Origin of the sequence: Roseovarius aquimarinus (genome assembly GCF_043661195.1) — a bacterium.
GTDB classification, from domain to species: Bacteria; Pseudomonadota; Alphaproteobacteria; order Rhodobacterales; family Rhodobacteraceae; genus Roseovarius; species Roseovarius aquimarinus.
This window is the reverse complement of sequence record NZ_JBIHMM010000001.1, coordinates 716,900-740,986: the sequence shown is the minus strand read 5'-3', so window position 1 is coordinate 740,986 and position 24,087 is coordinate 716,900. Positions and strand designations below refer to the sequence as shown.

The window sequence follows — 24,087 nt, the reverse complement described above, 5'->3', positions numbered from 1 at the left end:
CGACATGACCGCACTCGACGATGCAGCGACCGACACGATGGCGCGCAAGGACGTGGCCAAGGAAGGGGTCGATCAGGAGACCGTGGACCGCGTGCGCGAAGTGGGCGGCGCCTACAAGCACGGCTGGTCGACCGATATCGAGATGGAATACGCGCCGAAGGGCCTCACGCCCGATATCGTGCGCCTCATCTCCGAGAAGAACGAAGAGCCGGAATGGATGACCGAATGGCGCCTCGGCGCCTATGAGACGTGGCTCACCAAGAAAGAGCCGAACTGGGCGATGGTCGATTATCCCGAGATCGACTTTCAGGCGCAGTATTATTATGCGCGCCCCAAGTCGATGATGGTGAAGCCGAAATCGCTCGACGAGGTCGATCCCAAGCTGCTTGCCACGTATTCCAAGCTGGGTATCCCGCTGAAAGAGCAGGAAATCCTCGCCGGTGTCGAAGGCGCGGGCGAGATGCCCGCCGAGGCGCGCAAGGTGGCGGTCGATGCGGTCTTCGACTCGGTCTCGGTCGGCACGACCTTCCAGAAGGAGCTGCGCGAGGCGGGGGTCATCTTCTGCTCGATCTCCGAGGCGATCCGCGAGCATCCCGAGCTGGTCAAGAAATACCTCGGCAGCGTCGTGCCGGTGAACGACAACTTCTATGCGACGCTCAATTCGGCGGTCTTCTCGGACGGCTCCTTCGTCTATGTGCCGCCCGGCGTGCGCTGCCCGATGGAGCTGAGCACCTATTTCCGCATCAATGCCGAGAATACCGGCCAGTTCGAGCGCACGCTCATCATCGCCGACAAGGGCAGCTATGTGAGCTATCTCGAGGGCTGCACCGCGCCCCAGCGGGACGAGAGCCAGCTTCACGCGGCGGTGGTCGAGATCATCGTCGAGGAAGACGCCGAGGTGAAATACTCGACGGTCCAGAACTGGTATCCTGGCGACGAGAACGGCAAGGGCGGCATCTACAACTTCGTCACCAAGCGCGCCGATTGCCGGGGCGACCGGGCCAAGGTGATGTGGACGCAGGTCGAGACCGGCTCGGCCGTGACCTGGAAATATCCCAGCTGCATCCTGCGCGGCGACGACAGCCAGGGTGAATTCTATTCGATCGCCATCGCCAACAACATGCAGCAGGCCGATACCGGCACCAAGATGATCCATCTGGGCAAGCGCACGAAGTCGCGCATTGTCTCGAAGGGGATCAGCGCGGGCCGCGCACAGAACACCTATCGGGGTCTGGTGAGCATGCATCCCAAGGCCAAGGAATCGCGCAACTATACCCAGTGCGACAGCCTGCTCATCGGCGACAAGTGCGGGGCGCATACCGTGCCTTACATCGAGGTCAAGAACAACTCGTCCCGCGTCGAGCACGAGGCGACGACGTCGAAGGTCGATGACGATCAGATGTTCTATTGCCGCCAGCGCGGCATGGACGAGGAGGAGGCGGTGGCCCTCGTGGTCAACGGCTTCTGCCGCGACGTGCTGCAGGCGCTGCCGATGGAGTTCGCCATGGAAGCGCAGCAACTGGTGGCGATCTCGCTCGAAGGCTCGGTCGGGTAATCCAATGCGTCGGCCGGCGGACATATCGCGCCTCGGTGGGGCGGCATGACGGCCGATGTCGTCATGCCTCTGCCCGAGCGGACGGACGAGAGCTATTTCGATCTCTCGGCCGCGCGCGATGCCTTGTCCTTCGGTCGGCCCGTCGCCTTCCCGCCCTTCGAGGTGATCCATGCGCCCAAGATGGGTCTGACGCTCTGCCTCAACATGGCGCGCGATCCCATTCAGAATGCGTGGCGCCGAGGGGAGTTTTTCGAGGCCGAAGAGTTGGCTGTCTTGAGGAACTACATCAAGAATGACGCGCATATCATTGATATCGGTGCAAATGTCGGAAATCACGCGCTCTTTTTTGCCATGCGGATGAAGGCCGCGCGTATCGTCGTGATCGAGCCGAACCCTTTGGCTGTGGCGCCGCTGATGGCGAATGTCCTCGTGAACCGGCTGAGTGACGTGATTGCGCTCGATCTCTTGGGTGTCGGCCTCTCGGACCGGTCGGCCAAGGGCTTCGGCATGAAGCGGCACGACCGCAATCTGGGCGCGACCAAGATGTTCGCGGGCAAGGGCGATCTCGAGGTGCATGCGGGCGACGATCTTTTGGAAGGCGAGGCGCCGGACCTCATCAAGATCGACGTGGAAGGTATGGAAATGAAAGTGCTTTCCGGCCTCGCCAAGACGATTGCCGCGCACCGGCCCGTTCTTTTGATCGAGGTGGACGAGGAGAACGCGCAAGCCTTCGAGGCGTGGCGGAGCGAGACGGATTACACGATGGCGCACGCGGCGCGGCACAGCCGGCGCAACTGCAATTACATCCTGACCCCGGCAGGTGCGGCATGAGCGAGACCATGATCCGCCGCCCAGAATTGACGCTGCCCGAAGAGGAGGCGGCCCGCGTGGCCGCGGCCTATGACGAGGCCGATGTAATCCTCGAATACGGCAGTGGCGGCTCGACCGTGCTGGCTTCCGAGTTGCCGGGCAAACGGGTCTTCTCGGTCGAGAGCGATCAGGGCTGGGCCGACATGATGCGGGGATGGTTCGCCCAGAACCCGCCGGCGGAGGGCACGCGGATCGACGTGATCTGGCAGGATATCGGCCCGACCGGCGAATGGGGCCGGCCTACGGACGAGAGCAGCTGGCGGCATTACGCGGAATACCCGCTCGCAGTCTGGCAGCGGGACGATTTCGCTCAGCCCGATGTGGTGCTGGTCGATGGGCGCTTCCGGCCGGGCTGCGCGATGGCGACGGCCTTTTGCACCGCACGCCCCGTGACGATGCTGGTGGACGATTACAAGCGCCGCACCGGCTATCACGCGATCGAGGAGTTTCTGGGCGCGCCGCGTCTCATCGGCCGCATGGCCGAGTTCGAGGTGGCCCCGATGGCGGTCCCGGCGCATCGCCTGCTGCCGATAATCAAGATGATGATGCGGCCCTGACCGGGCTCGCGAACGGATAGAGTTGAAAGGAAAAAAGATGCTTGAGATCAAGAACCTGCATGTCGACCTTGAAGAAGGAGAGAAGACTATCCTCAAGGGCGTGGACCTGACCGTCGAAGCGGGCAAGGTGCATGCGATCATGGGGCCGAACGGCTCGGGCAAGTCGACGCTGAGCTATGTGCTCTCGGGCCGGGACGGCTATGAGGTGACGCAAGGCTCGGCCACGCTCGAAGGCGAGGACATCCTCGCCATGGAGACCGAAGAGCGCGCGGCGGCGGGTCTTTTCCTCGCGTTTCAATACCCGGTCGAGATCCCCGGCGTCGGCAACATGACCTTCATGCGCACCGCGCTCAACGCGCAGCGCAAGGCGCGCGGCGAGGAGGAGATCAGCGCGGCGGACTTCCTCAAGCTGATCCGCGAGAAGGCGAAGGAATTGAAGATCGACGCCGAAATGCTCAAGCGTCCGGTCAATGTCGGCTTTTCCGGCGGTGAGAAGAAGCGCAACGAGATCCTTCAGATGGCGTTGCTCGAGCCCAAGATGTGCATCCTCGACGAGACCGACTCGGGCCTCGATGTTGACGCGATGAAGCTGGTCGCCGATGGCGTCAACGCGCTGCGCAGCGAGGGGCGCGGCTTTCTGGTGATCACGCATTACCAGCGGCTGCTGGACCATATCAAACCCGACGTCGTGCACATCATGTCGGATGGCCGCATCATCAAGACGGGCGGCCCCGAGCTTGCGCTCGAGGTCGAAAAGAACGGTTACGCGGATATCCTGGCGGAGGTGGCGTAATGGCCCTTTCCAACCCGAAACAGAGCACGACCGACGCGCGACTGGCCGCGCTGACGCTGCCCGAAGGCGGCTGGAGCGGACCTGCCCGCAAGGAGGCGCTGGCGCGTGTGCGCGCCATGGGACTGCCGCAGCGGCGCGACGAATACTGGAAGTTCACCCGCCCCGATGACTTGACGCAGCCCGAAGCGCCGAAGGCAAGCCCGTTTCACGCGGCGGACGAGCGCGAGATCTATGGCGATATCGACCGCGTGAAGGTCGTCTTCGTCGACGGCGTCTTCGATGCCGAGGCGAGCAGCAATCTGAGCGCCGAGGGCGTCAAGATCGAGCGCCTGGCCGAGGCCGGCCGCGCCGATATCCACTGGGCGCGCGATCTTTACGGCGTGCTCGAGGCGCGCGGCCAAAAGCCGGTCGAGCGTCCGCTCGCGGCGCTCAACAGCGCGGCGGCAACGGACGGTTTGCTGATCCACGTGACGGGGCGCGCTTCGAAGCCGGTCAACCTGATCTATCGCCACGACTCGGACAGCTCTGACGTGATCCTGCATCACGTGGTCAAGCTCGATGCGGGTGCGGAGTTGACCCTGCTGGAGAACGGCCCGGCCGCGGCGCGGTTCAACAACGTGCTCGAGGTCGATATCGGGGACGGCGCGCGTTTCCATCATGTGCGCGCGCAGGGCCGCGATCACGAGCGCCGCTCGGCCACGCATATCTTTACGCGGCTCGGCACCGAAAGCGCGTTCAAGTCCTTCACGATGACCGCGAACGGTGCGCTGACGCGCAACGAATGCGTGATCGAGCTTTTGGGCGACGATGCGACCGCGCATGTCGCCGGCGCCTCGATGGGCGATGGCGCGTTCCACGATGACGACACCGTCTTCATTACCCATGACGCGCTGCGCTGCGAGAGCCGCCAGGTCTTCAAGAAGGTGCTGCGCAACGGCGCGACGGGCGTCTTTCAGGGCAAGATCCTCGTCAAGGAAGGCGCGCAGAAGACCGATGGCTATCAGATCAGCCAGTCTCTTCTGCTCGACGAGGACAGCCAGTTCCTCGCCAAGCCCGAGCTCGAGATCTATGCCGACGACGTGATCTGCTCGCACGGCTCGACCTCGGGCGCGATCGACGAGGACGCGATGTATTACCTGCGCGCGCGCGGCGTGCCCAAGGCGATCGCGACCGATCTTCTGACGCTCGCCTTCCTCGCTGAAGCGGTGGACGAGATCGAGGACGAGACGCTTCAGGACGAGATCAAGGCGCTGCTCGAGGGCTGGCTGGAGCGTCGGCGGAGCTGATGGCGGTCACGCGCGACATCGCGGCGACGTATCGCGGCCCTCGGGCCGTGATGCGCCGTCTGCTGGATATGGGCCAGCGGGAGGACCGCGCGCTCGCGATCCTCATGGGGGCGTGCATCCTGATCTTCGTCGCGCAATGGCCGCGCCTCGCGCGGGAGGCGCATTTGACCGACCAGGAGCTGAACCCGCTCCTCGGCGGCGCCCTCATGGCATGGGCCTTCATCGCGCCCTTGCTCTTCTACTGCCTTGCACAGATAAGCCACTGGATCGCCAAGGTTTTCGGCGGGCATGGCTCGGCGTTCGGCGCGCGCATGGCGCTTTTCTGGGCGCTCCTCGCGGCGAGCCCGCTCGTGTTGCTCCACGGCCTCGTGGCCGGGTTCATCGGGCCGGGGCCGGGGCTGACACTGGTCGGCGTGCTCTGGCTCGCCGCCTTCGGTTTTTTCTGGGTGCAGGGGCTGCGCGAGGCGGAATGGGGCAGGGCATGAACACGGCATTCGCAAGCGATCTTTTTCGCCAGACGCTGACATCCCCGCGCGAGGCGGCGCAGCGGATCATCGGCCTCGGGCTCGAGCGGGACTGGCTCTGGACCGCGCTGATCCTGATGGGCGTGCTCAACGGACTGGTCTATTCTCTGGTCCTCCAGATGGGGCCGGGCGAGCCGTCGCCGATGATGCCCGCGCTCCTGCAATCGCCGCTGGGTTTCACGATCTTTCTCATCGGCGCGCTGGTGCTGACGGTGCTGACGCTCACGTTGGTGGGGCGGTTGGTGGGGGGCCGTGCGGAACTGCCGCAGATCCTCGCGCTGATCGCGTGGATGCAATTCCTGCGGCTCGTGCTACAGATCGCGTTGGTGGTCCTGATGCTGGCGCTGCCGCTCGCGGGCCTCATCCTCGTGCTCGTGGCCTCGGTCTGGGGTCTCGTCATCCTCGTCGTCTTCGTGGACGAGGCGCATGGGCTCGGCAACGTGTTCAAGGCGGCGGGCGTCATCATCCTCGGCTTTCTGGGGATGCTCGTTGGCCTGTCGGCAATTCTCGGCGTGCTGGGCGCGCTGGTCATGGGAGGGGCGTGATGCTCGATATCGAGAACGTGCGCGCGGATTTTCCGATCCTCAAGCGCGAGGTGAACGGCAAGCCGCTGGTCTATCTCGACAACGGGGCCTCGGCGCAGAAGCCTCAGGTCGTGATCGACGCGATGAACACCGCCTATTCGCATGAATACGCCAATGTCCATCGCGGCCTGCATTACCTCAGCAACCTCGCCACCGAAAAATACGAAGGCGTGCGCGGGATCATCGCGCGCTTTCTCAACGTCACGGACGAGCGGCAGATCATCCTCAATTCCGGCACGACCGAAGGGATCAACATGGTCGCCTATGGCTGGGCCATGCCCCGCTTCGAGCCGGGCGACGAGGTGGTGCTCAGCATCATGGAGCATCACGCCAACATCGTGCCGTGGCATTTCCTGCGCGAGCGGCAGGGCGCCGTCCTCAAATGGGTCGAGACCGATGTTAACGGCGCGCTCGACGCGCAAAAGGTGATCGACGCGATCGGCCCGAGGACCAAGCTTGTCGCGATCTCACATCTTTCCAATGTCTTGGGGACGAAAGTTGACGTGAAGGCGATCTGCGAGGCCGCGCGTGCCAAGGGCGTGGCCGTGCTCGTCGACGGGAGCCAAGCCGCCGTTCATATGCCCGTCGATGTGGACGATCTGGGCTGCGATTTCTACGCCATCACCGGTCACAAGCTCTACGGCCCGTCCGGCTCGGGCGCCATCTTCGTGCGCAGTGACCGCATGGCGGAGATGCGCCCCTTCATGGGCGGCGGCGACATGATCCGCGAGGTCACGCGCGATGCCGTCACCTACAACGATGCGCCGATGAAATTCGAGGCGGGCACGCCCGGGATCGTGCAAACGATCGGGCTGGGCGTCGCGCTCGACTACATGATGGGTCTCGGGATGGAGAACATCGCCGCCCATGAGAACCGCATCCGCGACTACGCGGCCGAGCGGCTGGCGGGGCTGAACTGGCTTCAGGTGCAGGGACAGGCGCCCGACAAGGCCGCGATCTTCAGCTTCACGATGGACGGCGCGGGACATGCGCATGACATTTCGACCATCCTCGACAAGAAGGGCGTTGCCGTGCGCGCGGGCAAGCATTGCGCCGAGCCGCTGATGGAGCATATGGGCGTCGCCGCGACCTGCCGCGCCTCTTTCGGCGTCTACAACACCGAGGCCGAGGTCGATGCGCTGATCGACGCGCTGGAGCTCTGTCACGATCTCTTTGCCTGAGGCCGGGAATTATTCGTTGCGGGCCCGCCGCCTCGCCGGTATACGGCCCCACAGGCACCCATAGCTCAGCTGGATAGAGCGCTGCCCTCCGAAGGCAGAGGCCAGAGGTTCGAATCCTCTTGGGTGCGCCAGATTTCCCCTCCTACCGAACCGGCCGAGCGCCAGGCCGAGGGGTCAGCCCCCGGCCTTCGACAGCGCGTCGAGGATACGTGCCCAGCTGCGCGTGCCCTTGTGGAAGCTTTCCACGTCGTATTTCTCGTTCGGCGAATGGATCGCGTCGTCGTCCTTGCCGAAGCCGATGAGCATCGCCGTCATGCCGAGGATCTCGCCGAAATGGCCCGCGATAGGGATCGAGCCGCCGCAGCCCACATAGGCGGCGTCTTCGGGCCATTCGTCGCTGAGCGCCGCGCGCGCGGCCTCGAAGGCGGGGTGCGAGATATCCATGATGCCCGCGCGGCTGTTGCCGTGGGCGGTGAACGCGGCGGAGCAATCGGCGGGCAAGGCGGCCTTCACATGGGCGCGGAACGCGTCGCGGATGCGGTCCGGGTCCTGCCCCTCGACGAGGCGGAAGCTGATCTTGGCGCTGGCCTGGCTCGGCAGGACGGTCTTGAACCCGCTGCCCGTGTAGCCGCCCCAGATGCCGTTCACCTCGGCGGTCGGGCGCGACCAGATCATCTCGAGCGGCATGCGCCCGTCCTCGCCCGCGGGCCGGCTCAGCCCCACATCGCCCAGAAAGCGCGCGTGATCGAAGCCGAGGCCTTCCCATTGCGCGCGCACTTCGGGCGCAAGATCCGGGATGCCGTCGTAGAATCCGGGCAGGGTCACGCGGCCCGTCTCGTCATGCAGACTTGCGAGCGCGCCGGCCAGCACGCGGATCGGGTTGGCCGCGATGCCGCCGAAGAAGCCCGAATGCAGGTCCTTGTCGGGGCCGGTGATGGTGACCTCCTCGCTGACCATGCCGCGCAGCATGGTCACGATGGCGGGGGTCTTCGATTGGAAAAGCCCGGTGTCGCAGATCAGCGCGATATCGGCGCGCAGCTCCTCGGCGTTCTCCTGCATGAAGGGCACGAGCGAGGGCGAACCCGATTCTTCCTCGCCCTCGAAGAAGAAGGTGATGCGGCAGGGCAGGGTGCCGTGCACCTCTTTCCACGCGCGGCAGGCCTCGACGAAGGTCATGAGCTGGCCCTTGTCGTCCGAGGTGCCGCGCCCGCGGATCACCTCGCCCTTGGGCGTCTGCTCGACCGCGGGATCGAAAGGATCGCGCGTCCAGAGCGGCAGGGGATCGACGGGCTGCACGTCGTAATGGCCGTAGAAGAGAAGATGCGGCGCACCCTCTGGCGCGTCCTGTCCGGCATGGCCCACGACCATTGGATGCTTGGGCGTCTTGCGCTTTTCGGCATCGATTCCAATGCTTTGAAGATCGGCGACGAGCCAGTCGGCGGCCTGCTGACACGCGTCGGCATAGTCGGGATCGGTCGAGATGGAGGGGATGCGCAGCAGCTCCAGCAGGCGCTCGGTCGCCTCGGGCATGGCTGCATCGATCCGGGTGAGAACGTCATTCAGGGACATCGGGCGCGCCTCGCTCAGTGTGTTTCGCGGCGAGCCTACCAGCCCGCGCCGCACTGTCCACCCGGCGGGTGGAAAAGGTCCGTTTCATTGATATGGATCAACGGGATGCAGCGCGTCATTTTGTAGCCTGTTGCAACGAAAAGCCGAGGACTATATCACCCTCAGATCTCAGGTACCGCGCAGGTCGCGCGGCTTGCCGCCTTCTTTCGCGATGCGCGGCGAGACCCAGGAAAGGATCCGCTCTTGGACCAGCGCATCGATTACACCGCCAAGCTGGACGAGGCCTTGGGCCGTCTGCACGAGGAAGGGCGCTATCGCACCTTCATCGATATCGAACGGCGGCGCGGTCAGTTCCCGCATGCCAAATGGACCTGCCCCGACGGGACCGAGCGCGACATCACCGTGTGGTGCGGCAACGACTACCTTGGGATGGGCCAGCATCCCGAAGTGCTCTCGGCCATGCACGAAGCGATCGAGGCGACGGGAGCAGGCTCGGGTGGCACGCGCAACATTTCCGGCACCACGGTCTATCACAAGCGGCTCGAGGCGGAGCTGTCGGATCTGCACGGCAAGGAGGCGGCGCTTCTCTTCACCTCGGCCTATATCGCCAATGACGCGACGCTGAGCACGCTGCCGAAGCTCTTTCCGGGGCTCATCATCTATTCCGACGCGCTGAACCATGCCTCGATGATCGAGGGCGTGCGCCGCAACGGCGGGGCCAAGCGGGTCTTTCGCCACAATGACGTCGCGCATCTGCGCGAACTCATGGCCGCCGACGATCCGGCCGCGCCCAAATTGATCGCCTTCGAGAGCGTCTATTCCATGGACGGCGATTTCGGCCCGATCGAGGCGATCTGCGATGCGGCGGACGAGTTCGGCGCGCTGACCTATATCGACGAGGTGCACTCGGTCGGCATGTACGGCCCGCGCGGCGGCGGGGTGAGCGAGCGCGACCGCCTCGCGCATCGCATCGACATCATCAACGGCACGCTGGCCAAGGCCTATGGCGTGATGGGCGGCTATATCGCCGCTTCGGCCAAGATGTGCGACGCCGTGCGCAGCTATGCGCCGGGCTTCATCTTCACCACCTCGCTCGCGCCCGCCGTGGCCGCCGGCGCGGCGGCGAGCGTGGCCTTCCTCAAGCGCGATACCGAGCTGCGCGAGCGCCACCAGACCCAGGCGAAGATCCTCAAGCTGCGCCTCAAGGGGCTGGGCCTGCCGCTGATCGACCATGGCAGCCATATCGTGCCGGTGATCGTGGGAGACCCCAAGCACACCAAGAAACTCAGCGACATGCTGCTCGAGCGGCATGGCATCTATGTGCAGCCCATCAATTTCCCGACCGTGCCGCGCGGCACCGAGCGGCTGCGCTTCACCCCCTCGCCGGTGCATGGCCCGAAGGAGATGGACCACCTCGTTTCGGCCATGGACGATCTTTGGAGCCATTGTGCGCTAAATCGCGCCGAGATGAGCGCCTGAGGCCCTTAGTGGTGCAAAAGAGCTTGCGGTGTGCTAGCTTGCCTGAAAACAAGGAGCGGGGTCGAATCGGGACGTTCGGCCCACGGCTTTCGAGCAGTGAGGGGCAGTTTGCATGATTTTGCGCCGGTTTTCGCGAAAGAACGCGGTTGAGGAGGCGGAGCCGCGCGGCTTCGACTCGTTCGATCTGCGGCTTGGCGATCTGATGCGCGGCGAACGCGCCACGATGGGCAAATCCCTTCTCGATGTGGAGCGTGAACTCAGGATCAAGGCGAGCTATGTCGCCGCGATCGAGAATGCGAACCCCGATGCTTTCGACACGCCCGGCTTCATTCCCGGCTATGTGCGTTCCTATGCGCGGTATCTCGGCATGGACCCCGACCGCGCCTTCGCGACGTTCTGCGCCGAGAGCGGTTTTTCCATCGCGCATGGCATGTCGCCCTCGGCATCGTCCATGCGCCGCAGCGATGCGCAGACGCCGCGCGCCATCGGGCGGGGCGATGCGCGCCTGACCGCGCCCAGCACGCCCTTCATTCCCGCCAGCGAAAGCATCTTTTCGCGGATCGAGCCGGGCGCCATCGGGTCGGTCGCGGTTCTGGTCGCGCTGATCGGCGCCATCGGCTATGGCGGCTGGAGCGTTCTGAACGAAGTTCAGCGCGTGCAGGTCGCCCCGGTCGAGAACACGCCTGACGTGCTGGCCGACCTCGATCCGCTGGCCGGCGTGCAGATGCGCGCGCTCGACGGCGATGAGGCACAAGGCGATGTGGCCGGCGCGGGCTTGACGGCGCCCGAGGGCGAAACGCTCGACCGGCTCTACCGCCCCGAGGCGCTCGACGTGCCGGTGCTCGTCGCGCGGGACGGCCCGATCTCGACGCTCGATCCGATGCAGGGCGGCACGCTTCCGGGCGTCTCCATCGCCTCGACGGCGCCCTCCATCCCCGGCGATCAAACCGGCGCCGAGGCGAGCGCGATCGACGCCGCCATCGCCTCCGTCGTCAGCCCGCAGGTCGTGGCCGAGGCGCCGAGCGGTATCCAGATGGTCGCCGTGCGCCCCGCCTGGGTGCGCGTGCGCGCAGCGGACGGCACGGTGATCTTCGAAGGCGTGATGAACGGCGGCGACACCTATGACGTGCCGCTCACCGAGGTGCCTCCGACGCTGCGCATCGGTGAGTCGGGCGCGATCTATTTCAAGGTGGCGGGCCAGCATTACGGCCCCGCCGGCCCGCGCGGCGCAGTTACCTCGAACCTTGCGTTGGCTCCGTCCGAGCTGACCTCCTCTCTCGAAGTGGCCGATCTCAGCCAGGATTCCGATCTCGAGCGCTATGTCGCCGAGCTGGGCGAGGAACTGACGGCGCCGGTGCCGCCGCAGCCCGCGGAATAGGCCCCACGGAATAGACGAGGCGCGCGGCGCGAACGGATGATTGAAGCCGCGCCGCATCCGTCCTATCTGGTGGAGTGACCGCAGGCGCGGCGCCGCATGATCCGCCGCAGGAAGGACCGCATTCCATGTCGCTCAACCCGATCCGCCCCTGGCGCAATATCGAGCGCCGCAAGAGCCGCCAGATCCATGTCGGCAACGTGCCCGTGGGGGGCGGCGCGCCGATTTCCGTTCAGACGATGACGAACACGGCGACCACCGATGTCGCCGGGACTATCGCGCAGATCCAGGCGGCGGCGGATGCCGGGGCGGATATCGTGCGCGTGTCGGTGCCCGACGAAGCCTCGTCCAAGGCGCTGCGCGAGATCACGCGCGAAAGTCCGGTTCCGATCGTCGCGGACATTCATTTTCATTACAAGCGCGGCATCGAGGCCGCAGAGGCGGGCGCGGCCTGCCTTCGCATCAACCCCGGCAATATCGGCAGCCCCGACCGCGTGCGCGACGTCATCCAGGCCGCGCGCGATCATGGCTGCTCGATCCGGATCGGTGTCAACGCGGGCAGTCTCGAGCGGCATCTGCTCGAGAAATACGGCGAGCCGTGCCCCGATGCGATGGTCGAGTCGGGGCTCGATCATATCCGCATCCTTCAGGACCACGATTTCCACGAGTTCAAGATCAGCGTGAAGGCGTCCGATGTCTTCATGGCCGCCGCCGCCTATCAGCAACTGGCCGAGGCCACCGACGCGCCGATCCACCTCGGCATCACCGAGGCGGGCGGCCTGATTTCCGGCACGGTCAAATCGGCCATCGGCATGGGCAACCTGCTATGGGCCGGGATCGGCGACACGATCCGCGTGAGCCTCTCGGCCGATCCCGTCGAAGAGGTCAAGATGGGCTTCGAGATCCTGAAATCGCTGGGTCTGCGGCACCGGGGCGTCAACATCATCAGCTGCCCGAGCTGCGCGCGGCAAGGCTTCGACGTCATCAAGACGGTCGAGATCCTCGAGCGGCGGCTCGAGCACATCAAGACGCCGATGAGCCTCTCGATCATCGGCTGCGTGGTGAACGGGCCGGGCGAGGCGCTCATGACCGATGTGGGCTTCACCGGCGGCGGCGCCGGGTCCGGCATGGTCTATCTCGCGGGCAAGCAGAGCCACAAGCTGAGCAACGAGCAGATGATCGAGCATATCGTCGAGCAGGTCGAGAAGCGCGCCGCCGAGATCGAGGCCGGTCAGGTCGAGGTCGCCGCCGCCGAGTGATCGCGAAACCTGCCGTCAAAAAAATGCCCCGGATGCTGCATCCGGGGCTTTTCGCTGGTCGGCGGGGCCTTTATCAGCCGCGCACATCCTCGACGATGCTCTGCATGTCCTCGAGCGGGACATAGCCGCGCAGGATCTGGTCCTGCATGATGAAGGAGGGCGTGCCCGAGATCTGCATGTCGCGGCCGAGCGCGCGGTTGGCGTCGATCACCTCGGTCACCGATGCGTCGTCCATGTGGGCCGCGATCGCCTCGGCATCGAGGCCGAGATCCTCGGCAAGCGATGTCAACGCGGGCACGGCCATGTCGCCCTTGTAGGTCATCATCGCGTCATGGACCGTCTTGTATGCCTCGTCGCCGAGTTGCTGCTTGGCCGCGATGGCGAACCGCGCCGCCGTCTCGGATTGCGCGCCGAGGATGGGGAATTCCTTGATGATGAGGCGGATATTGCCGTCCGAGGCGATCAGCTCCTCGACCTCTGGAAAGGCGCGGCGGCAATAGCCGCAGCGGTAATCCATGAACTCGACGATGGTGACGTCCCCGTCGGGATTGCCGCCCACCCATGAATTCTCGTCGCTGAAGAGCGCCTCCGCGTGCGTCTCGATCAGCTCGGCATCGTTTGCGATCTGCAATTCCTGCTGGCGCTGCTCCATCACGGCGGCGGCCTCGAAGATCACCTCGGGGTTCTGCATGAGGTAATTGCGCACGCGCTCGCCGAAGGCGGCATCGTCCATCGCGCCGGTCGCCTCCGGCTGCACCTGCGAGACCTCTTCGGCAGCGGGCGCGGGGGGGGGCGTGTCTTCGCGGGTGACGATCGATGTCAGGGCGGCGCCGGCGACGATGACGCCGATCCCGGTCAGAATGGCAGTGCGGTTCATCGGATCTGTCTCCGTGTGATGAAAGTCATGTCGGCCCGGTCAGCGCCGGGCAGCCTTGGCGGCAGAAAGCACATCCTGCGCCCGTTGCCAACCACCCGAGCCGTTCGGCAGAAGGCCCGAGGCGCGCGCCGCGTGGATTTCGGCATCCTCGAGCCGCCCGCTCATCGCATAACGCTCGGCGGTGACGAGCGAGGCCATGCCGTTTTGCCCGGATTTGGCATAGGCGACCGCCAGATCGCGCATGACGCGCGCATCGCGCCCATCGCGCGAGCGCGCTTTCTCGAGCACTTGCAGCGCCTTGGCGTATTGCCCTTGCGCCACGAGCGCCCGCCCGTAGGAGCCGAGGATCAGCGGATGGTCGGGCGCGAGATTGACCGCCCGCGCATAGGCATTGAGCGCGGCGTCGAACTGCCGGTTCTCCATCAGGATCTGCCCGCGCAGCTCCTGATAGAAGGGATCGTTCGGGCGCGCGGCGATGGCGCGGTCCATCGCGGCCATCGACTTGCCGAGGTTCGACTGGCGGTGCCAGGCCACGGCCTGCTGCATGTGACCGACATCGGCGAAGCCTTCGCCGCCCGCGCGGTTCAGAGTCCATTTCGGGCTGCGCTGAAAGGCCGAAAGCTTGCCCTTTGCCCGCGCGAACCAGTAAAGATCGGCGTTCGAGGGCGGCATCTTGCCCGCATAGGCGGCGGTCAGGCGCTCGAGCACGCGGACCCGGTCGGCGGACATGGGATGCGTGCGCGCATAGGGATCCTGACGCGCCGCCGAGAGCGCTTCTTGTCCGCGAAAGATGTTCATCACCGCGACCGCGCCCGAAGGATCGCGCCCCGCGCGCACCATGTAGTTGACGCCCGCGCTGTCGGCGCTGCTCTCCTCGGCGCGGGTATGCGACAGGAACAGGCGCTGCGCCGTGCCCTGCGCGCCCGCCGCGATGCCCGCCGCCGCCGCGCCGTTGCCCGAGACCGCGCCCGCCGCCGCGGCGAGCGCCGTGCCAAGCCCCGCCGCCGTGCGCGCGTTGCGCATGTTTTGCGGGCGCCGCACGAGATGCCCGTTTGCGATATGCGCCGCCTCATGCGCGATCACCGATTGCAGCATCTGGGGCGTGTCCATCTTAAGGATGAGGCCCGAATGCAGAAAGATCGTGTCGCGATCCACGACGAAGGCATTGAGATTTCGGTCGTCGATCACGAGGATTTTCGTGCGCGACGCGTTCAGACCGGCGGCCTGGAGGATCGGCGCAGCAAGTTGTCCCAGTGCGTATTCGATATCGGGATCGCGCAAGAGCGTGAGCGCGCGAGATGGCTGCGCGATGCTGACCAGCGCCAGCGCGAGGGCAAGCGTCATGGAAGCCGAAAGAAGGCGGATCTGGCGCATGGGGTGCCCCTGTCATGGTCGGAAACGGCGGCGGCGAGTGCTGGCGAAGCTTACGGAGAAAGCGGGCGGCGCATCAACCCCTGCCGCCCGCGCTCCGCGTATCGTGATGGGCTGGAGGCGGCCCGGCGCGGGTGATAGGATACCGCCGAGGCGCCGGGACACCCGGCCGAGCAAGCTGGACCGGGCGGATATGAAATCATGGATCACCGCGCTCGCGCTTTGCCTTTGTGGCATGGGCGCGGCGGCGCAACAGAGCGATTTCGGCGCGCTGGCGCGCCTCGACGCCGAGGCGAGCGCCATCACCGCCACGCGCGGTCAGATCGAGGTGAAGCTCGCGCTCAGCCAGGGCGTGCCCTTCCGCATCTTCAGCCTCGACGGCCCGCCGCGCATCGTGGTCGACTTCCGGGAGGTGGATTGGGCCGGAACGCTCGGCCCCGAGCTGATCGAGACCGATCTCGTGACATCGGCGCGCGTCGGCGGCTTTCGCCCCGGCTGGTCGCGCATGGTCCTCGAACTCGCCGAGCCCTTTGCGCTGGCGCGGGCCGGACTGGTCGGCGGCGCGGACGGCACCGGCGCGGTGCTCCGCCTTTTGCTGGAGCGCACCGATGCCGCGAGCTTCGCGGCGGGGGCGGGCGTGCCGCATCAGCCCGGCTGGGATCTGCCCGAGCCGGCGGATGTGGGCGATCTGTCGCCCACGCGCGGCGACGGGGCTTTGGTGGTCGTGCTCGACCCCGGCCATGGCGGGATCGATCCGGGCGCGGGCCAGGGCGACATTCTCGAGAAGGACGTGATGCTGGCCTTCGGGCGCGAGTTGAAGGAAGCGCTTTTGCGCCGGGGGGACACGCAGGTGGTGATGACGCGCGAGGATGACAGCTTCGTCTCGCTCGAGCGGCGCGTGGCCATCGCGCAGGGGGCGGGAGCAGATCTTTTCCTGTCGCTTCATGCCGACTCGCTGGGCGAGGGCGTGGCGCGGGGCGCCACGATCTACAAGCTGGGCGAGGAGGCGAGCGACGCGGCCAGCGCCGCGCTGGCCGAGCGGCATGACCGGGCGGATCTGCTGGCCGGGCTCGACCTCAGCGGGACGGACGATGTGGTGGCCGATGTGCTGATGGACCTTGCGCGGATGGAGACGCAGCCCCGCTCGGACCTTCTGGCGCGCGCGCTGCTGATCGGGCTCGAGGAGGAGGGGCTTTCGACCAACTCTAAGCCCATCCGCACCGCCAGTTTCTCGGTCCTCAAATCGCCCGATATCCCGTCGCTTCTTCTCGAGCTGGGGTTCCTGTCGAACGGGCGCGATCTGAGCAATCTGACCGATCCCGAGTGGCGCGCGCGCATGGCGCAGGCCGTGGCGGACGGGATCGGCGCGTGGATGATCGCGGACGCCGCGAATGCCGATCTGGTGCGCCAGTGAGACCGGCCCGGTCGGCATGGGCGGATACCGGCCCAGCCCTGATGCGCTTGTGTTTTGACGTGAGGGACCCGGACGCCTATACGAGCGGTCATACCGCCTGAGAAGGGACGCGCGTGCTTCGACATATCCTGACATTCTTCGGATCGATCTTCAGCCTCATCACGATGGGGGTGATGATGGTCGCGCTCAGCCTCGGGGCGATTTTCTATATCTATGGACGCGATCTTCCGTCTCACGAGAGCCTCGCCAACTACACGCCGCCCACGATCAGCCGCATCTTCTCGGGCGAGGGGCGCATCATCGACGAGTTCAGCCGCGAGCGGCGCCTCTACACCCCAGCCGAGGAGATCCCGGCGCTGGTGAAGGAGGCGTTCATCTCGGCCGAGGACAAGAATTTCTATACGCACGGCGGTTATGACGCGCGCGGCATCGCGGCCGCCATCGTCGAGGCCATCCAGACGCGCGGGCGCACCGTGCGCGGCGCCTCGACCATCCCGCAGCAGGTGGTCAAGAACTTCCTTCTGTCGGGCGACCGCAAGATCGAGCGCAAGATCAAGGAGATCATCCTCGCCACGCGGATCGAGGAGGCGCTGACCAAGGAGAAGATCCTCGAGCTTTACCTCAACGAAATCTTCCTCGGGCAGAACAGCTATGGCGTCGCCGCCGCCGCGCAGACCTATTTCAACAAGTCGCTGGGCGAGCTTGCGCCGCATGAGGTGGCCTTTCTCGCCTCGATGCCCAAGGCGCCGAGCGATTTCCATCCCGTGCGCAATGCCGAGCGCCTTCTCGATCGGCGCAATTACGTGCTGGGGCAGATGCACGAGAACGGCTACATCACCGATGCCGTCTACGAAGAGGAAGTGGCGCAGCCCCTGCGCAGCGTTCAGAACGGCGATTTCGAGCCTTTTTCGGCCAATCTTCCGCCGCGCGACTATTTCACCGACGAGATCCGCCGCCAGCTGAGCCGCGATTTCGGCGAGGGCGAATTCTTTTCGGGCGGCTTCACCGTGCGCGCGACGATCGACCCCGAGATGCAGGTCGAGGCGGCGCTGGCGCTTCAGAACAAGCTCGAGGAATATGACCGCAATCTGGGCCGCTGGCGCGGGACGGGCAAATCGCTCCCGCCCGAAGCACTCGAGAGCGAGGAGGCGTGGCGCGCGGCGCTCGCCGAGGTCGATGTCGCCCGCGATATCCAGCTCGACGGGCAATGGTATCCGGCGGTCATCCTCGGGATCGAGGACGAGCGGATGCGCATCGGCGTCGAGGGCTTGAAGGAAAGCGAGGCCGAGCCGCAGGTCATTCCGCGCGAGGACATCGCGTGGCTGCCCAAGAATTTCCAGGAAACCTTCAAGGTCGGGCAGGTGGTGCATGTGCGCCGCATGACGCAGGAGGGCGAGTTTGTCCGCTGGACACTGCGGCAGGTGCCGCAGGTGCAGGGCGGCTTCATGGCGATGGACGTCAACACCGGGCGCGTCATCGCGATGCAGGGCGGCTTCTCCTATCAGCATTCGGTTTTCAACCGCGCGACCCAGGCCAAGCGCCAGCCCGGCTCGAGCTTCAAGCCCTTCGTCTATGCCGCCGCGCTCGACAGCGGGTATTCCCCGGCGACCATCGTGGTCGATGCGCCGATCGAGGTGAATACGCCGCAAGGCCTCTGGCGGCCGCGCAACTCGTCCAACAAGTTCTATGGCCCGACGCCGCTGCGCACCGGGATCGAGCAGTCGCGGAACCTCATGACGATCCGCCTCGCGCAGGAGGTCGGCATGGATGTCGTCGCGTCCTATGCCGAGCGCTTCGGCGTCTATGACGACATGGGACCGTTCCTGGCCAATGCGCTCGGCTCGGAGGAGTCGACGGTCTATCAGATGGTCGCGGCCTATGCGATGTTCGCCAATGGCGGCGAGCGGGTCGAGCCGACGCTGGTCGACCGCGTGCAGGACCGCTATGGGCGCACCGTCTATCGCCATGACGAGCGTGTCTGCACGGATTGCGACGATCCCACCATCGTGCCGGGGCGCAGCCCGCGCATCGTGTCGAACCGCGAGCGGGTGATCGACGGCATCACCGCCTATCAGCTCACCTCGATGATGAAGGGCGTGGTCGAGCGCGGCACGGCGGCGGGCAATGTGGACCTGTCGGTCCCGGTCGCGGGCAAGACCGGCACGACCAACGACGCCCGTGACGTGTGGTTCGTCGGTTTCACCAGCAATATCGTCGCAGGCTGCTATATCGGCTATGACCAGCCGCGCAGCCTCGGGCGCGGGGCCTATGGCGCGGGCATGTGCGGGCCGGTCTTCACGCAGTTCATGCGCAAGGCGACCGCGAAATACGGCGGCGGCGAATTCGAGGTGCCGCCGGGCGGGCATTTCATCAAGATCGACCGCTTTACCGGCGCGCGCCTTCCCGACAGCGCCTCGGGGCCGAACGTGGTGGCCGAGTATTTCCGCGACGGCGAGGATCCGATCTTCGGTCTGGCCTTCGACGGCGGCTTCGCGATGGGCACCGATCTCGATCTCTTCCGCGAGGGCGAGAGCGAGACCGTGCGCGATGTGACCACGTCGAGCGGCGGCACCGGGCAGGTCGGCCAGAAGGCGACATTCGGCTCGATGAGTTCGGGCGGGCTTTACTGAGGGGCGTCCCTGCGCCGGGGGGGGCCGCGACGGCTTGCCCGGCCCGGCGCCGTGGGGTATCAGCCACGCAAGCAGTCAGGAAGGCTTCGATGCGCGCTGAAATTCAGAACATCACCCACGAGATCCGCACCTCGCTCGAGCTTTTGCGCCACCGTCTCGGCTGGGAGACGGCCCAGCATCGGCTGGAGGAGTTCAACGCCCGCGTCGAGGATCCGAACCTCTGGGACGATCCCGCGAAGGCGCAGAAGCTGATGCGCGAGCGCCAGGCGCTCGTCGACGCGCTCGAGACGCATAACGGGATCGAGCAGGAGCTGTCGGACAATATCGAGCTGATCGAGATGGGCGAGGCCGAGAATGACGCCGACATCATCGCCGAGGCCGAGACCGCGCTCAAAGCGCTCAAGACGCGCGCCGCCGAGAAGGAACTCGAAGCGCTCCTGAACGGCGAGGCGGATGCGAACGACACGTTCCTCGAGATCAACGCGGGTGCCGGCGGCACCGAATCCTGCGACTGGGCCAACATGCTGGCCCGCATGTATGTCCGCTGGGCCGAAAAGCGCGGCTATACGGTCGAGCTGCAATCCGAGCAATCGGGCGACGAGGCCGGCATCAAGTCGGCGGCCTACAAGATCAGCGGGCACAATGCCTATGGCTGGCTCAAGTCCGAGTCGGGGGTGCATCGCCTCGTGCGCATCAGCCCCTTCGATTCGGCGGCCAAGCGGCACACGTCCTTCTGCTCGGTCTGGGTCTATCCGGTGGTCGACGACGATATCGAGATCGAGGTGAACCCCGCCGATATCCGCATCGACACCTATCGCAGCTCGGGCGCGGGCGGCCAGCACGTCAACACGACCGACTCGGCGGTGCGGATCACGCACCATCCGACCGGCATCGTCGTGACCTCTTCCGAGAAATCGCAGCATCAGAACCGCGATATCGCGATGAAGGCCCTCAAATCGCGGCTCTACCAGCTCGAGCTCGACCGCCGTAACGCCGCCATCAACGAGGCGCATGACGCCAAGGGCGACGCGGGCTGGGGCAACCAGATCCGCTCCTACGTCTTGCAACCCTACCAGATGGTCAAGGATCTGCGCACGCAGGTCGAGACTTCGGACACGAAAGGCGTGCTCGACGGCGATCTCGATCAGTTCATGGCGGCGACGCTGGCCATGGATGTGAGCGGCAAGAGCCGGGCGGACGCCAAGAACGGCTGACCGCCCGCGGCATGGCTGCGCGGGGCATGAGTATTTCCGCCAAGATGAAGCGGGGGCGAGGCGCTATTTCAGCGGATCGTGGCCCCAGTTCATGAGCGAATATCGCCAGGCGGAATGCTCGGCATCCTCGTCCGGACCGCCCTGGGCCGTGTGCCGCTTGATATAGCCCGTGACCTTGGCCATGTGGTCCCACTGATCGTCGCTCAGATCGTCCTTGTTGGTGCGCAGGATCTTCACGATGCGCCGGCCCGAGGCATGGCCGGTGGATTCGCCGCCATCGTCGTCGCCGACCGATTTCGACTCCTCGGTTTCGAGGAAATCCTCAAGCTCCTTGGGCGACATGTTGACCAGATCGCGCCATTCGCTCCAGATCTGCTCGCGGGACTTCGATGAGGACATGGTGTTGCTCCTTCGCCGTTGCGTTGGCGAGGGAAACGACGCAGGGCGCACGCGGGTTGCATCAAAGCGGGCGGCGCTACTCCTCGCGCCCGTGGCGCAGGAGGCGGCCATGCAACTGGCGCGCCTGGGGCGTGCCCGCTTCGAGCGCGAAGACATAGGCATGGGTCAGGAAGAAGCACGACGCGTCGAGATCGTTGGCCGTGTCCGCCGCCTCGGTATAGAGCGCGATCAGCGCGGAGCGGTCGTCATGTTCGTGCGCCGAGAGCATCCGCGCGTGAAGATCCGTGCTCATTCCGCCGCCTTGGCCGCGCCGCGATGGGTCTCCACCTTGCCCGCGACCCAGGCATGGAAGCAATGGGTCGGGCTGTCCATCACCGGCGAGAAGCGCCCGCCGTCGAAGCTGGTGACGTGGCGGCCCTTCTGCATGCCCTCGACGACGAAGATGTCCTCTTCGAAGACGGTTTTCCAGAGCTGCGCATTGCGCGCCTTCAGCCCTTCGTCGATGCCCGGCTCGGCGTAATAGAGGTGGATATGCTCTGCCGTCCGCTCGAGGCCCTGCGGCTCGAGGATGATGGCGAAGGCATGATCGCGGTGCACGCCCAAGAGGACGTTCGGATAGATGGCGGTATACTCGGCCTGCTCGTTCCACTTGGCGCCGACTTCGGGAAAATCGGGGAAGGTCTCGCCGTTCTCGTTGGTGAGCTGGCGGTAGACCATCGTGCCCTGGCCGGAGAAGGCGCCCGGCTCTTCGATATGGTAATGATCCTCGAGGCGCGAGTAGCTGTTGAGGCCGGGATGGACCCAAGGCAGGTGATAGCTTTCGCAGTAATTCTCGACCGCGAGCTTCCAGTTCGTCTGCACTTCGAGGGTGAAGCGGCTGCCGGCGCCGCCGTGATGGATCGGCACGTCGAATTCGCGCCAGCGGTGGATGATGGGGGCCATCGCCTCCTCGAAGGCGGGCGCGTCGCCCGAGACGTTGATCCAGACGACATCGCGCCACAGATGGCTGCGCACTTCGATCAGGCCGAGCTCGCTGCGTTTGATCGCGGCGTGGGTGTTCTGGCCCGGCCCGCCGACATGCGGGGTCGAGACGAGCGCGCCCTTGGTCGAATAGCACCACGAGTGATAGGGGCAGCGGATCGCGCCCTCGATCTTGCGCGGCTCCTCGACGAGGATCATGCCGCGATGGCGGCAGATGTTCTGAAAGACGCGCACATCGCCGTCCTTGTCGCGCAGAAGAAGGAGCGGCATGCCGAGGAACATGAGCGGCACCGCGTCTCCCGGCTCGGGCACGTCCGCGCCCACCGCGAGGCCCGCCCATTGCGAATAAAGGAGCGCGTGCTTTTCCTCCTCGAAGATCGCCGGATCGACGTAATGCGCGTTCGGCAGGCCGTTCGCGGTCTCCACGGGAAGGCGCACGGAGCTGAGATCGGTGACGGTCATGGCGCGGCTCTCCTCGAATAGCTCATGTTCGAGGCGAGTATGCCGCGCATGTGGGCGGGGAACCGACGATTCGCGACCTCGCTTGCCTCAAGGCGACAAGCCGTGCGGCGCCGTCTCAGCGGAAGGGCTGATCGAGGCGCAGAAGCCGCGCGTGGAAGGGCGGCAGCTCGTCGATGCCGACGAGCGAGCTGCCGCGCGCCGCGGCGAGGATCGCCGCGCGGTTATGGCCCATATGCTCGTAGACCATGCGCGCGGCGCGGATGCCGGCGATCTTCTCGCGCACGGTGCGCGTGACGTAGCCTTCCCAAAGGTTGGACTGGAACGAGGTCTCTGGCGCGAGGAAGTTGAACGAGCAGGCGAGCGAGTTGCGGTGCGTGACGAGGATCATGATGCCCTCTTCCTGGCGCATGACGATGCCGCGGAACTCGCGGTCGCGCCGCGCGGTCGAGAGGCCCTGACGCCGAAGCGCGTCGATAGGCTCCGCCCCGCGCAGGAAGGTGTAACCGTCCGCGCGGTGGATATAGACGAGGCCGCGCACGAAGAGCGTCTCGTCCACGAAGCTACGGCGCACGAAGCGGTAGATGCCGCTCGGGAAGAGGTCTTCGGGCACGGCCACCGGCTCGGAGCCGAAGAAGCCCGCGACGGCCGGATGGCCCAGCAGATCGAAGGAGGCGGAGCGCAGCTTGCCCGCAGGCTCGAGCAGGATGCGCGCGTCGGTGCCGAAGAACTGGCAGATGCGGTGCAGCACGTCCGGGCGCGGAAAGCTCTCGGCGGTGAGGTAGCGATTGAACTGGGTGCGGTTGATGCCCAGATCGCGGCAGAGCCCGGCGATCGAGGGGTAATCGGCGCTGAGCTTCCGCAGGTTCTCGCCGAAGATCGCGCGCAGGCGGGCCGGGTCGGGATCGGGCGCGGCGGGCGCGCGCGGAGGCCGGGCAGGGGCCACGGACGGCGGCTCCTCAGCCGCGCTCGGGGAAGAGGAAATGGCGGCGGTCGACACTCATCGACGGATCCTTTCACGGCAAGCACTCGTTATGATGGCAGTTGAGCACAGCCCCTCAACCTTGTCACGGGGTCTGACGCTAATTGGCGTCACTTTTCACAATCCGTGACACAAATGGATCACCGCTGTGACCGATTCCGCCATAGCCCGACGCAACGGAAACCGACATTTTGGTAAATACGGCACGCCCCGTGCATGATCGCGAGAACGCGGCGACAGCGGGGACGCATGCCACGGATGAATGGCCGGAGGGCGTCATGATTGGCCCCGGCGGAGTGAATTGGGGGGTATTGCATGTACGGAGTCGTTCTTTGGACCGATCAACGCCAGAATCGCGCTGTCATCTGGTGCGAGGATCACGGCGATCTGGCCTTTTATCGTGGTGCCGAGGGCGGTGATGCCGCCATGACGGCGGGCGATCTGGTCGAGTTCGATCTGCGAAGCTCCGGCAACATGCGGCTGGCCGACACGCCGCGTCTCATCTCGCAGCGCAGCCATCCGACCCTCACCAGCGAATTGAAAAAGGCGGGTGCGCGTCTCGGCGTGGTCAAGTCCGGGCCGCCGCGTGCCGCCAACACCGATTGCGCCGCCAACGTCATCCCCCTCAGTGAGGCGCGCCTGGCCGCCTATGCCTGACGCTGATCCGGTGCAATGACGGGAAAGGGCGGGCCCATCGCGGAGCCCGCCCTTTTCATGTCCGGCGCGAG

At 65.8% G+C, this 24,087-nt stretch carries 22 protein-coding genes and 1 tRNA gene; 16 read left to right on the top strand and 7 right to left on the bottom strand.

The window, feature by feature from the left end; all coding sequences use genetic code 11:
- Positions 1–4 precede the first annotated feature (4 nt).
- The 9 genes from sufB to ACGRVM_RS03475 all read left to right on the top strand — a co-directional run bounded on the left by sufB (position 5) and on the right by ACGRVM_RS03475 (position 7,481).
- A complete protein-coding gene (gene sufB / locus ACGRVM_RS03515; protein ID WP_377168652.1) occupies positions 5–1,555 on the top strand; it encodes a Fe-S cluster assembly protein SufB in 1,551 nt (516 codons plus the stop codon).
- Between the two features lie 45 nt (positions 1,556–1,600).
- The gene (locus ACGRVM_RS03510; RefSeq protein WP_394624019.1) at positions 1,601–2,386 is read left to right on the top strand and encodes an FkbM family methyltransferase; all 786 of its coding nucleotides are present in this window, start codon (positions 1,601–1,603) and stop codon (positions 2,384–2,386) included.
- Complete coding sequence (locus tag ACGRVM_RS03505) at positions 2,383–2,982, top strand: hypothetical protein (RefSeq protein ID WP_394624018.1); 600 nt, start codon at positions 2,383–2,385, stop codon at positions 2,980–2,982. The genes ACGRVM_RS03510 and ACGRVM_RS03505 overlap by 4 nt, the downstream gene beginning before the upstream one ends.
- Positions 2,983–3,019: 37 nt before the next feature.
- On the top strand, positions 3,020–3,775 hold the full coding sequence (gene sufC / locus ACGRVM_RS03500; RefSeq protein ID WP_377168658.1) for a Fe-S cluster assembly ATPase SufC: 756 nt from the start codon (positions 3,020–3,022) through the stop codon (positions 3,773–3,775).
- Positions 3,775–5,061, top strand: coding sequence for a SufB/SufD family protein (locus tag ACGRVM_RS03495; protein WP_377168660.1), 1,287 nt, complete (start codon positions 3,775–3,777; stop codon positions 5,059–5,061). Before sufC ends, ACGRVM_RS03495 begins: the two co-directional genes overlap by 1 nt.
- Entirely contained in the window at positions 5,061–5,546 is a 486-nt protein-coding gene (locus tag ACGRVM_RS03490) for a YIP1 family protein (protein ID WP_377168662.1), read from the top strand. The genes ACGRVM_RS03495 and ACGRVM_RS03490 overlap by 1 nt, the downstream gene beginning before the upstream one ends.
- On the top strand, positions 5,543–6,130 hold the full coding sequence (locus ACGRVM_RS03485) for a Yip1 family protein (RefSeq protein WP_377168664.1): 588 nt from the start codon (positions 5,543–5,545) through the stop codon (positions 6,128–6,130). Before ACGRVM_RS03490 ends, ACGRVM_RS03485 begins: the two co-directional genes overlap by 4 nt.
- Positions 6,130–7,350 carry a cysteine desulfurase gene (locus ACGRVM_RS03480; protein ID WP_377168666.1) on the top strand — a complete coding sequence of 407 codons (1,221 nt, stop codon included), beginning with the start codon at positions 6,130–6,132 and terminating at the stop codon, positions 7,348–7,350. Before ACGRVM_RS03485 ends, ACGRVM_RS03480 begins: the two co-directional genes overlap by 1 nt.
- Before the next feature lie 54 nt (positions 7,351–7,404).
- Positions 7,405–7,481 (top strand) — tRNA-Arg (locus tag ACGRVM_RS03475).
- Positions 7,482–7,524: 43 nt separating this feature from the next.
- Here the strand turns inward: ACGRVM_RS03475 and ACGRVM_RS03470 are convergent.
- On the bottom strand, positions 7,525–8,919 hold the full coding sequence (locus tag ACGRVM_RS03470; RefSeq protein WP_377168668.1) for a M20/M25/M40 family metallo-hydrolase: 1,395 nt from the start codon (positions 8,917–8,919) through the stop codon (positions 7,525–7,527).
- A gap of 255 nt (positions 8,920–9,174) precedes the next feature.
- Here ACGRVM_RS03470 and hemA point away from each other — a divergent pair, with 255 nt between their 5' ends.
- The 3 genes from hemA to ispG all read left to right on the top strand — a co-directional run bounded on the left by hemA (position 9,175) and on the right by ispG (position 13,032).
- Complete coding sequence (gene hemA, locus ACGRVM_RS03465; protein ID WP_377170001.1) at positions 9,175–10,398, top strand: 5-aminolevulinate synthase; 1,224 nt, start codon at positions 9,175–9,177, stop codon at positions 10,396–10,398.
- Between the two features lie 112 nt (positions 10,399–10,510).
- On the top strand, positions 10,511–11,776 hold the full coding sequence (locus ACGRVM_RS03460) for a helix-turn-helix domain-containing protein (RefSeq protein WP_377168670.1): 1,266 nt from the start codon (positions 10,511–10,513) through the stop codon (positions 11,774–11,776).
- A gap of 125 nt (positions 11,777–11,901) precedes the next feature.
- Positions 11,902–13,032: a flavodoxin-dependent (E)-4-hydroxy-3-methylbut-2-enyl-diphosphate synthase gene (gene ispG, locus ACGRVM_RS03455; protein WP_377168672.1), complete on the top strand. Its 1,131-nt coding sequence runs from the start codon at positions 11,902–11,904 to the stop codon at positions 13,030–13,032.
- A 73-nt stretch (positions 13,033–13,105) separates the two neighbouring features.
- Here the strand turns inward: ispG and ACGRVM_RS03450 are convergent, their stop codons facing one another.
- Positions 13,106–13,909, bottom strand: coding sequence for a DsbA family protein (locus tag ACGRVM_RS03450; RefSeq protein WP_377168674.1), 804 nt, complete (start codon positions 13,907–13,909; stop codon positions 13,106–13,108).
- 39 nt (positions 13,910–13,948) lie between these two features.
- Positions 13,949–15,253, bottom strand: coding sequence for a M48 family metalloprotease (locus ACGRVM_RS03445; protein ID WP_377168676.1), 1,305 nt, complete (start codon positions 15,251–15,253; stop codon positions 13,949–13,951).
- 220 nt (positions 15,254–15,473) lie between these two features.
- Between ACGRVM_RS03445 and ACGRVM_RS03440 the strand changes: the two genes are divergently transcribed.
- The 3 genes from ACGRVM_RS03440 (at position 15,474) to prfB (ending at position 20,538) form a co-directional block, all read left to right on the top strand.
- On the top strand, positions 15,474–16,694 hold the full coding sequence (locus ACGRVM_RS03440) for an N-acetylmuramoyl-L-alanine amidase (RefSeq protein WP_377168678.1): 1,221 nt from the start codon (positions 15,474–15,476) through the stop codon (positions 16,692–16,694).
- Between the two features lie 113 nt (positions 16,695–16,807).
- Positions 16,808–19,324: a penicillin-binding protein 1A gene (locus tag ACGRVM_RS03435; protein WP_377168680.1), complete on the top strand. Its 2,517-nt coding sequence runs from the start codon at positions 16,808–16,810 to the stop codon at positions 19,322–19,324.
- A gap of 89 nt (positions 19,325–19,413) precedes the next feature.
- Positions 19,414–20,538, top strand: coding sequence for a peptide chain release factor 2 (gene prfB, locus ACGRVM_RS03430; protein WP_377168682.1), 1,125 nt, complete (start codon positions 19,414–19,416; stop codon positions 20,536–20,538).
- Positions 20,539–20,601: 63 nt separating this feature from the next.
- On the opposite strand, the gene ACGRVM_RS03425 is transcribed toward prfB, so the two are convergent.
- From ACGRVM_RS03425 to ACGRVM_RS03410, 4 genes are all read right to left on the bottom strand, one after another.
- The gene (locus ACGRVM_RS03425; protein WP_377168684.1) at positions 20,602–20,937 is read right to left on the bottom strand and encodes a DUF3140 domain-containing protein; all 336 of its coding nucleotides are present in this window, start codon (positions 20,935–20,937) and stop codon (positions 20,602–20,604) included.
- 76 nt (positions 20,938–21,013) lie between these two features.
- Positions 21,014–21,229, bottom strand: a complete 216-nt coding sequence (locus ACGRVM_RS03420; protein ID WP_377168686.1) for a hypothetical protein — start codon at positions 21,227–21,229, stop codon at positions 21,014–21,016.
- Positions 21,226–22,380: an aromatic ring-hydroxylating oxygenase subunit alpha gene (locus ACGRVM_RS03415; RefSeq protein ID WP_377168688.1), complete on the bottom strand. Its 1,155-nt coding sequence runs from the start codon at positions 22,378–22,380 to the stop codon at positions 21,226–21,228. Before ACGRVM_RS03415 ends, ACGRVM_RS03420 begins: the two co-directional genes overlap by 4 nt.
- Before the next feature lie 115 nt (positions 22,381–22,495).
- Positions 22,496–23,323, bottom strand: a complete 828-nt coding sequence (locus tag ACGRVM_RS03410; protein WP_377168690.1) for a helix-turn-helix domain-containing protein — start codon at positions 23,321–23,323, stop codon at positions 22,496–22,498.
- A gap of 351 nt (positions 23,324–23,674) precedes the next feature.
- Between ACGRVM_RS03410 and ACGRVM_RS03405 the strand changes: the two genes are divergently transcribed.
- Positions 23,675–24,016 (top strand): hypothetical protein, encoded by a 342-nt coding sequence (locus ACGRVM_RS03405; protein ID WP_377168692.1) that lies wholly within the window; start codon positions 23,675–23,677, stop codon positions 24,014–24,016.
- Positions 24,017–24,087 lie beyond the last annotated feature (71 nt).

Excerpts from the sequence above, each read along its gene's own strand:
- sufB (WP_377168652.1), top strand. The coding sequence starts at position 5 with ATGACCGCACTCGACGATGCAGCGACCGACACGATGGCGCGCAAGGAC.
- ACGRVM_RS03510 (WP_394624019.1), top strand. The coding sequence starts at position 1,601 with ATGACGGCCGATGTCGTCATGCCTCTGCCCGAGCGGACGGACGAGAGC.
- ACGRVM_RS03505 (WP_394624018.1), top strand. The coding sequence starts at position 2,383 with ATGAGCGAGACCATGATCCGCCGCCCAGAATTGACGCTGCCCGAAGAG.
- sufC (WP_377168658.1), top strand. The coding sequence starts at position 3,020 with ATGCTTGAGATCAAGAACCTGCATGTCGACCTTGAAGAAGGAGAGAAG.
- ACGRVM_RS03495 (WP_377168660.1), top strand. The coding sequence starts at position 3,775 with ATGGCCCTTTCCAACCCGAAACAGAGCACGACCGACGCGCGACTGGCC.
- ACGRVM_RS03490 (WP_377168662.1), top strand. The coding sequence starts at position 5,061 with ATGGCGGTCACGCGCGACATCGCGGCGACGTATCGCGGCCCTCGGGCC.
- ACGRVM_RS03485 (WP_377168664.1), top strand. The coding sequence starts at position 5,543 with ATGAACACGGCATTCGCAAGCGATCTTTTTCGCCAGACGCTGACATCC.
- ACGRVM_RS03480 (WP_377168666.1), top strand. The coding sequence starts at position 6,130 with ATGCTCGATATCGAGAACGTGCGCGCGGATTTTCCGATCCTCAAGCGC.
- ACGRVM_RS03470 (WP_377168668.1), bottom strand. The coding sequence starts at position 8,919 with ATGTCCCTGAATGACGTTCTCACCCGGATCGATGCAGCCATGCCCGAG.
- ACGRVM_RS03460 (WP_377168670.1), top strand. The coding sequence starts at position 10,511 with ATGATTTTGCGCCGGTTTTCGCGAAAGAACGCGGTTGAGGAGGCGGAG.
- ispG (WP_377168672.1), top strand. The coding sequence starts at position 11,902 with ATGTCGCTCAACCCGATCCGCCCCTGGCGCAATATCGAGCGCCGCAAG.
- ACGRVM_RS03450 (WP_377168674.1), bottom strand. The coding sequence starts at position 13,909 with ATGAACCGCACTGCCATTCTGACCGGGATCGGCGTCATCGTCGCCGGC.
- ACGRVM_RS03445 (WP_377168676.1), bottom strand. The coding sequence starts at position 15,253 with ATGACGCTTGCCCTCGCGCTGGCGCTGGTCAGCATCGCGCAGCCATCT.
- ACGRVM_RS03440 (WP_377168678.1), top strand. The coding sequence starts at position 15,474 with ATGAAATCATGGATCACCGCGCTCGCGCTTTGCCTTTGTGGCATGGGC.
- prfB (WP_377168682.1), top strand. The coding sequence starts at position 19,414 with ATGCGCGCTGAAATTCAGAACATCACCCACGAGATCCGCACCTCGCTC.
- ACGRVM_RS03425 (WP_377168684.1), bottom strand. The coding sequence starts at position 20,937 with ATGTCCTCATCGAAGTCCCGCGAGCAGATCTGGAGCGAATGGCGCGAT.
- ACGRVM_RS03420 (WP_377168686.1), bottom strand. The coding sequence starts at position 21,229 with ATGAGCACGGATCTTCACGCGCGGATGCTCTCGGCGCACGAACATGAC.
- ACGRVM_RS03415 (WP_377168688.1), bottom strand. The coding sequence starts at position 22,380 with ATGACCGTCACCGATCTCAGCTCCGTGCGCCTTCCCGTGGAGACCGCG.
- ACGRVM_RS03405 (WP_377168692.1), top strand. The coding sequence starts at position 23,675 with ATGTACGGAGTCGTTCTTTGGACCGATCAACGCCAGAATCGCGCTGTC.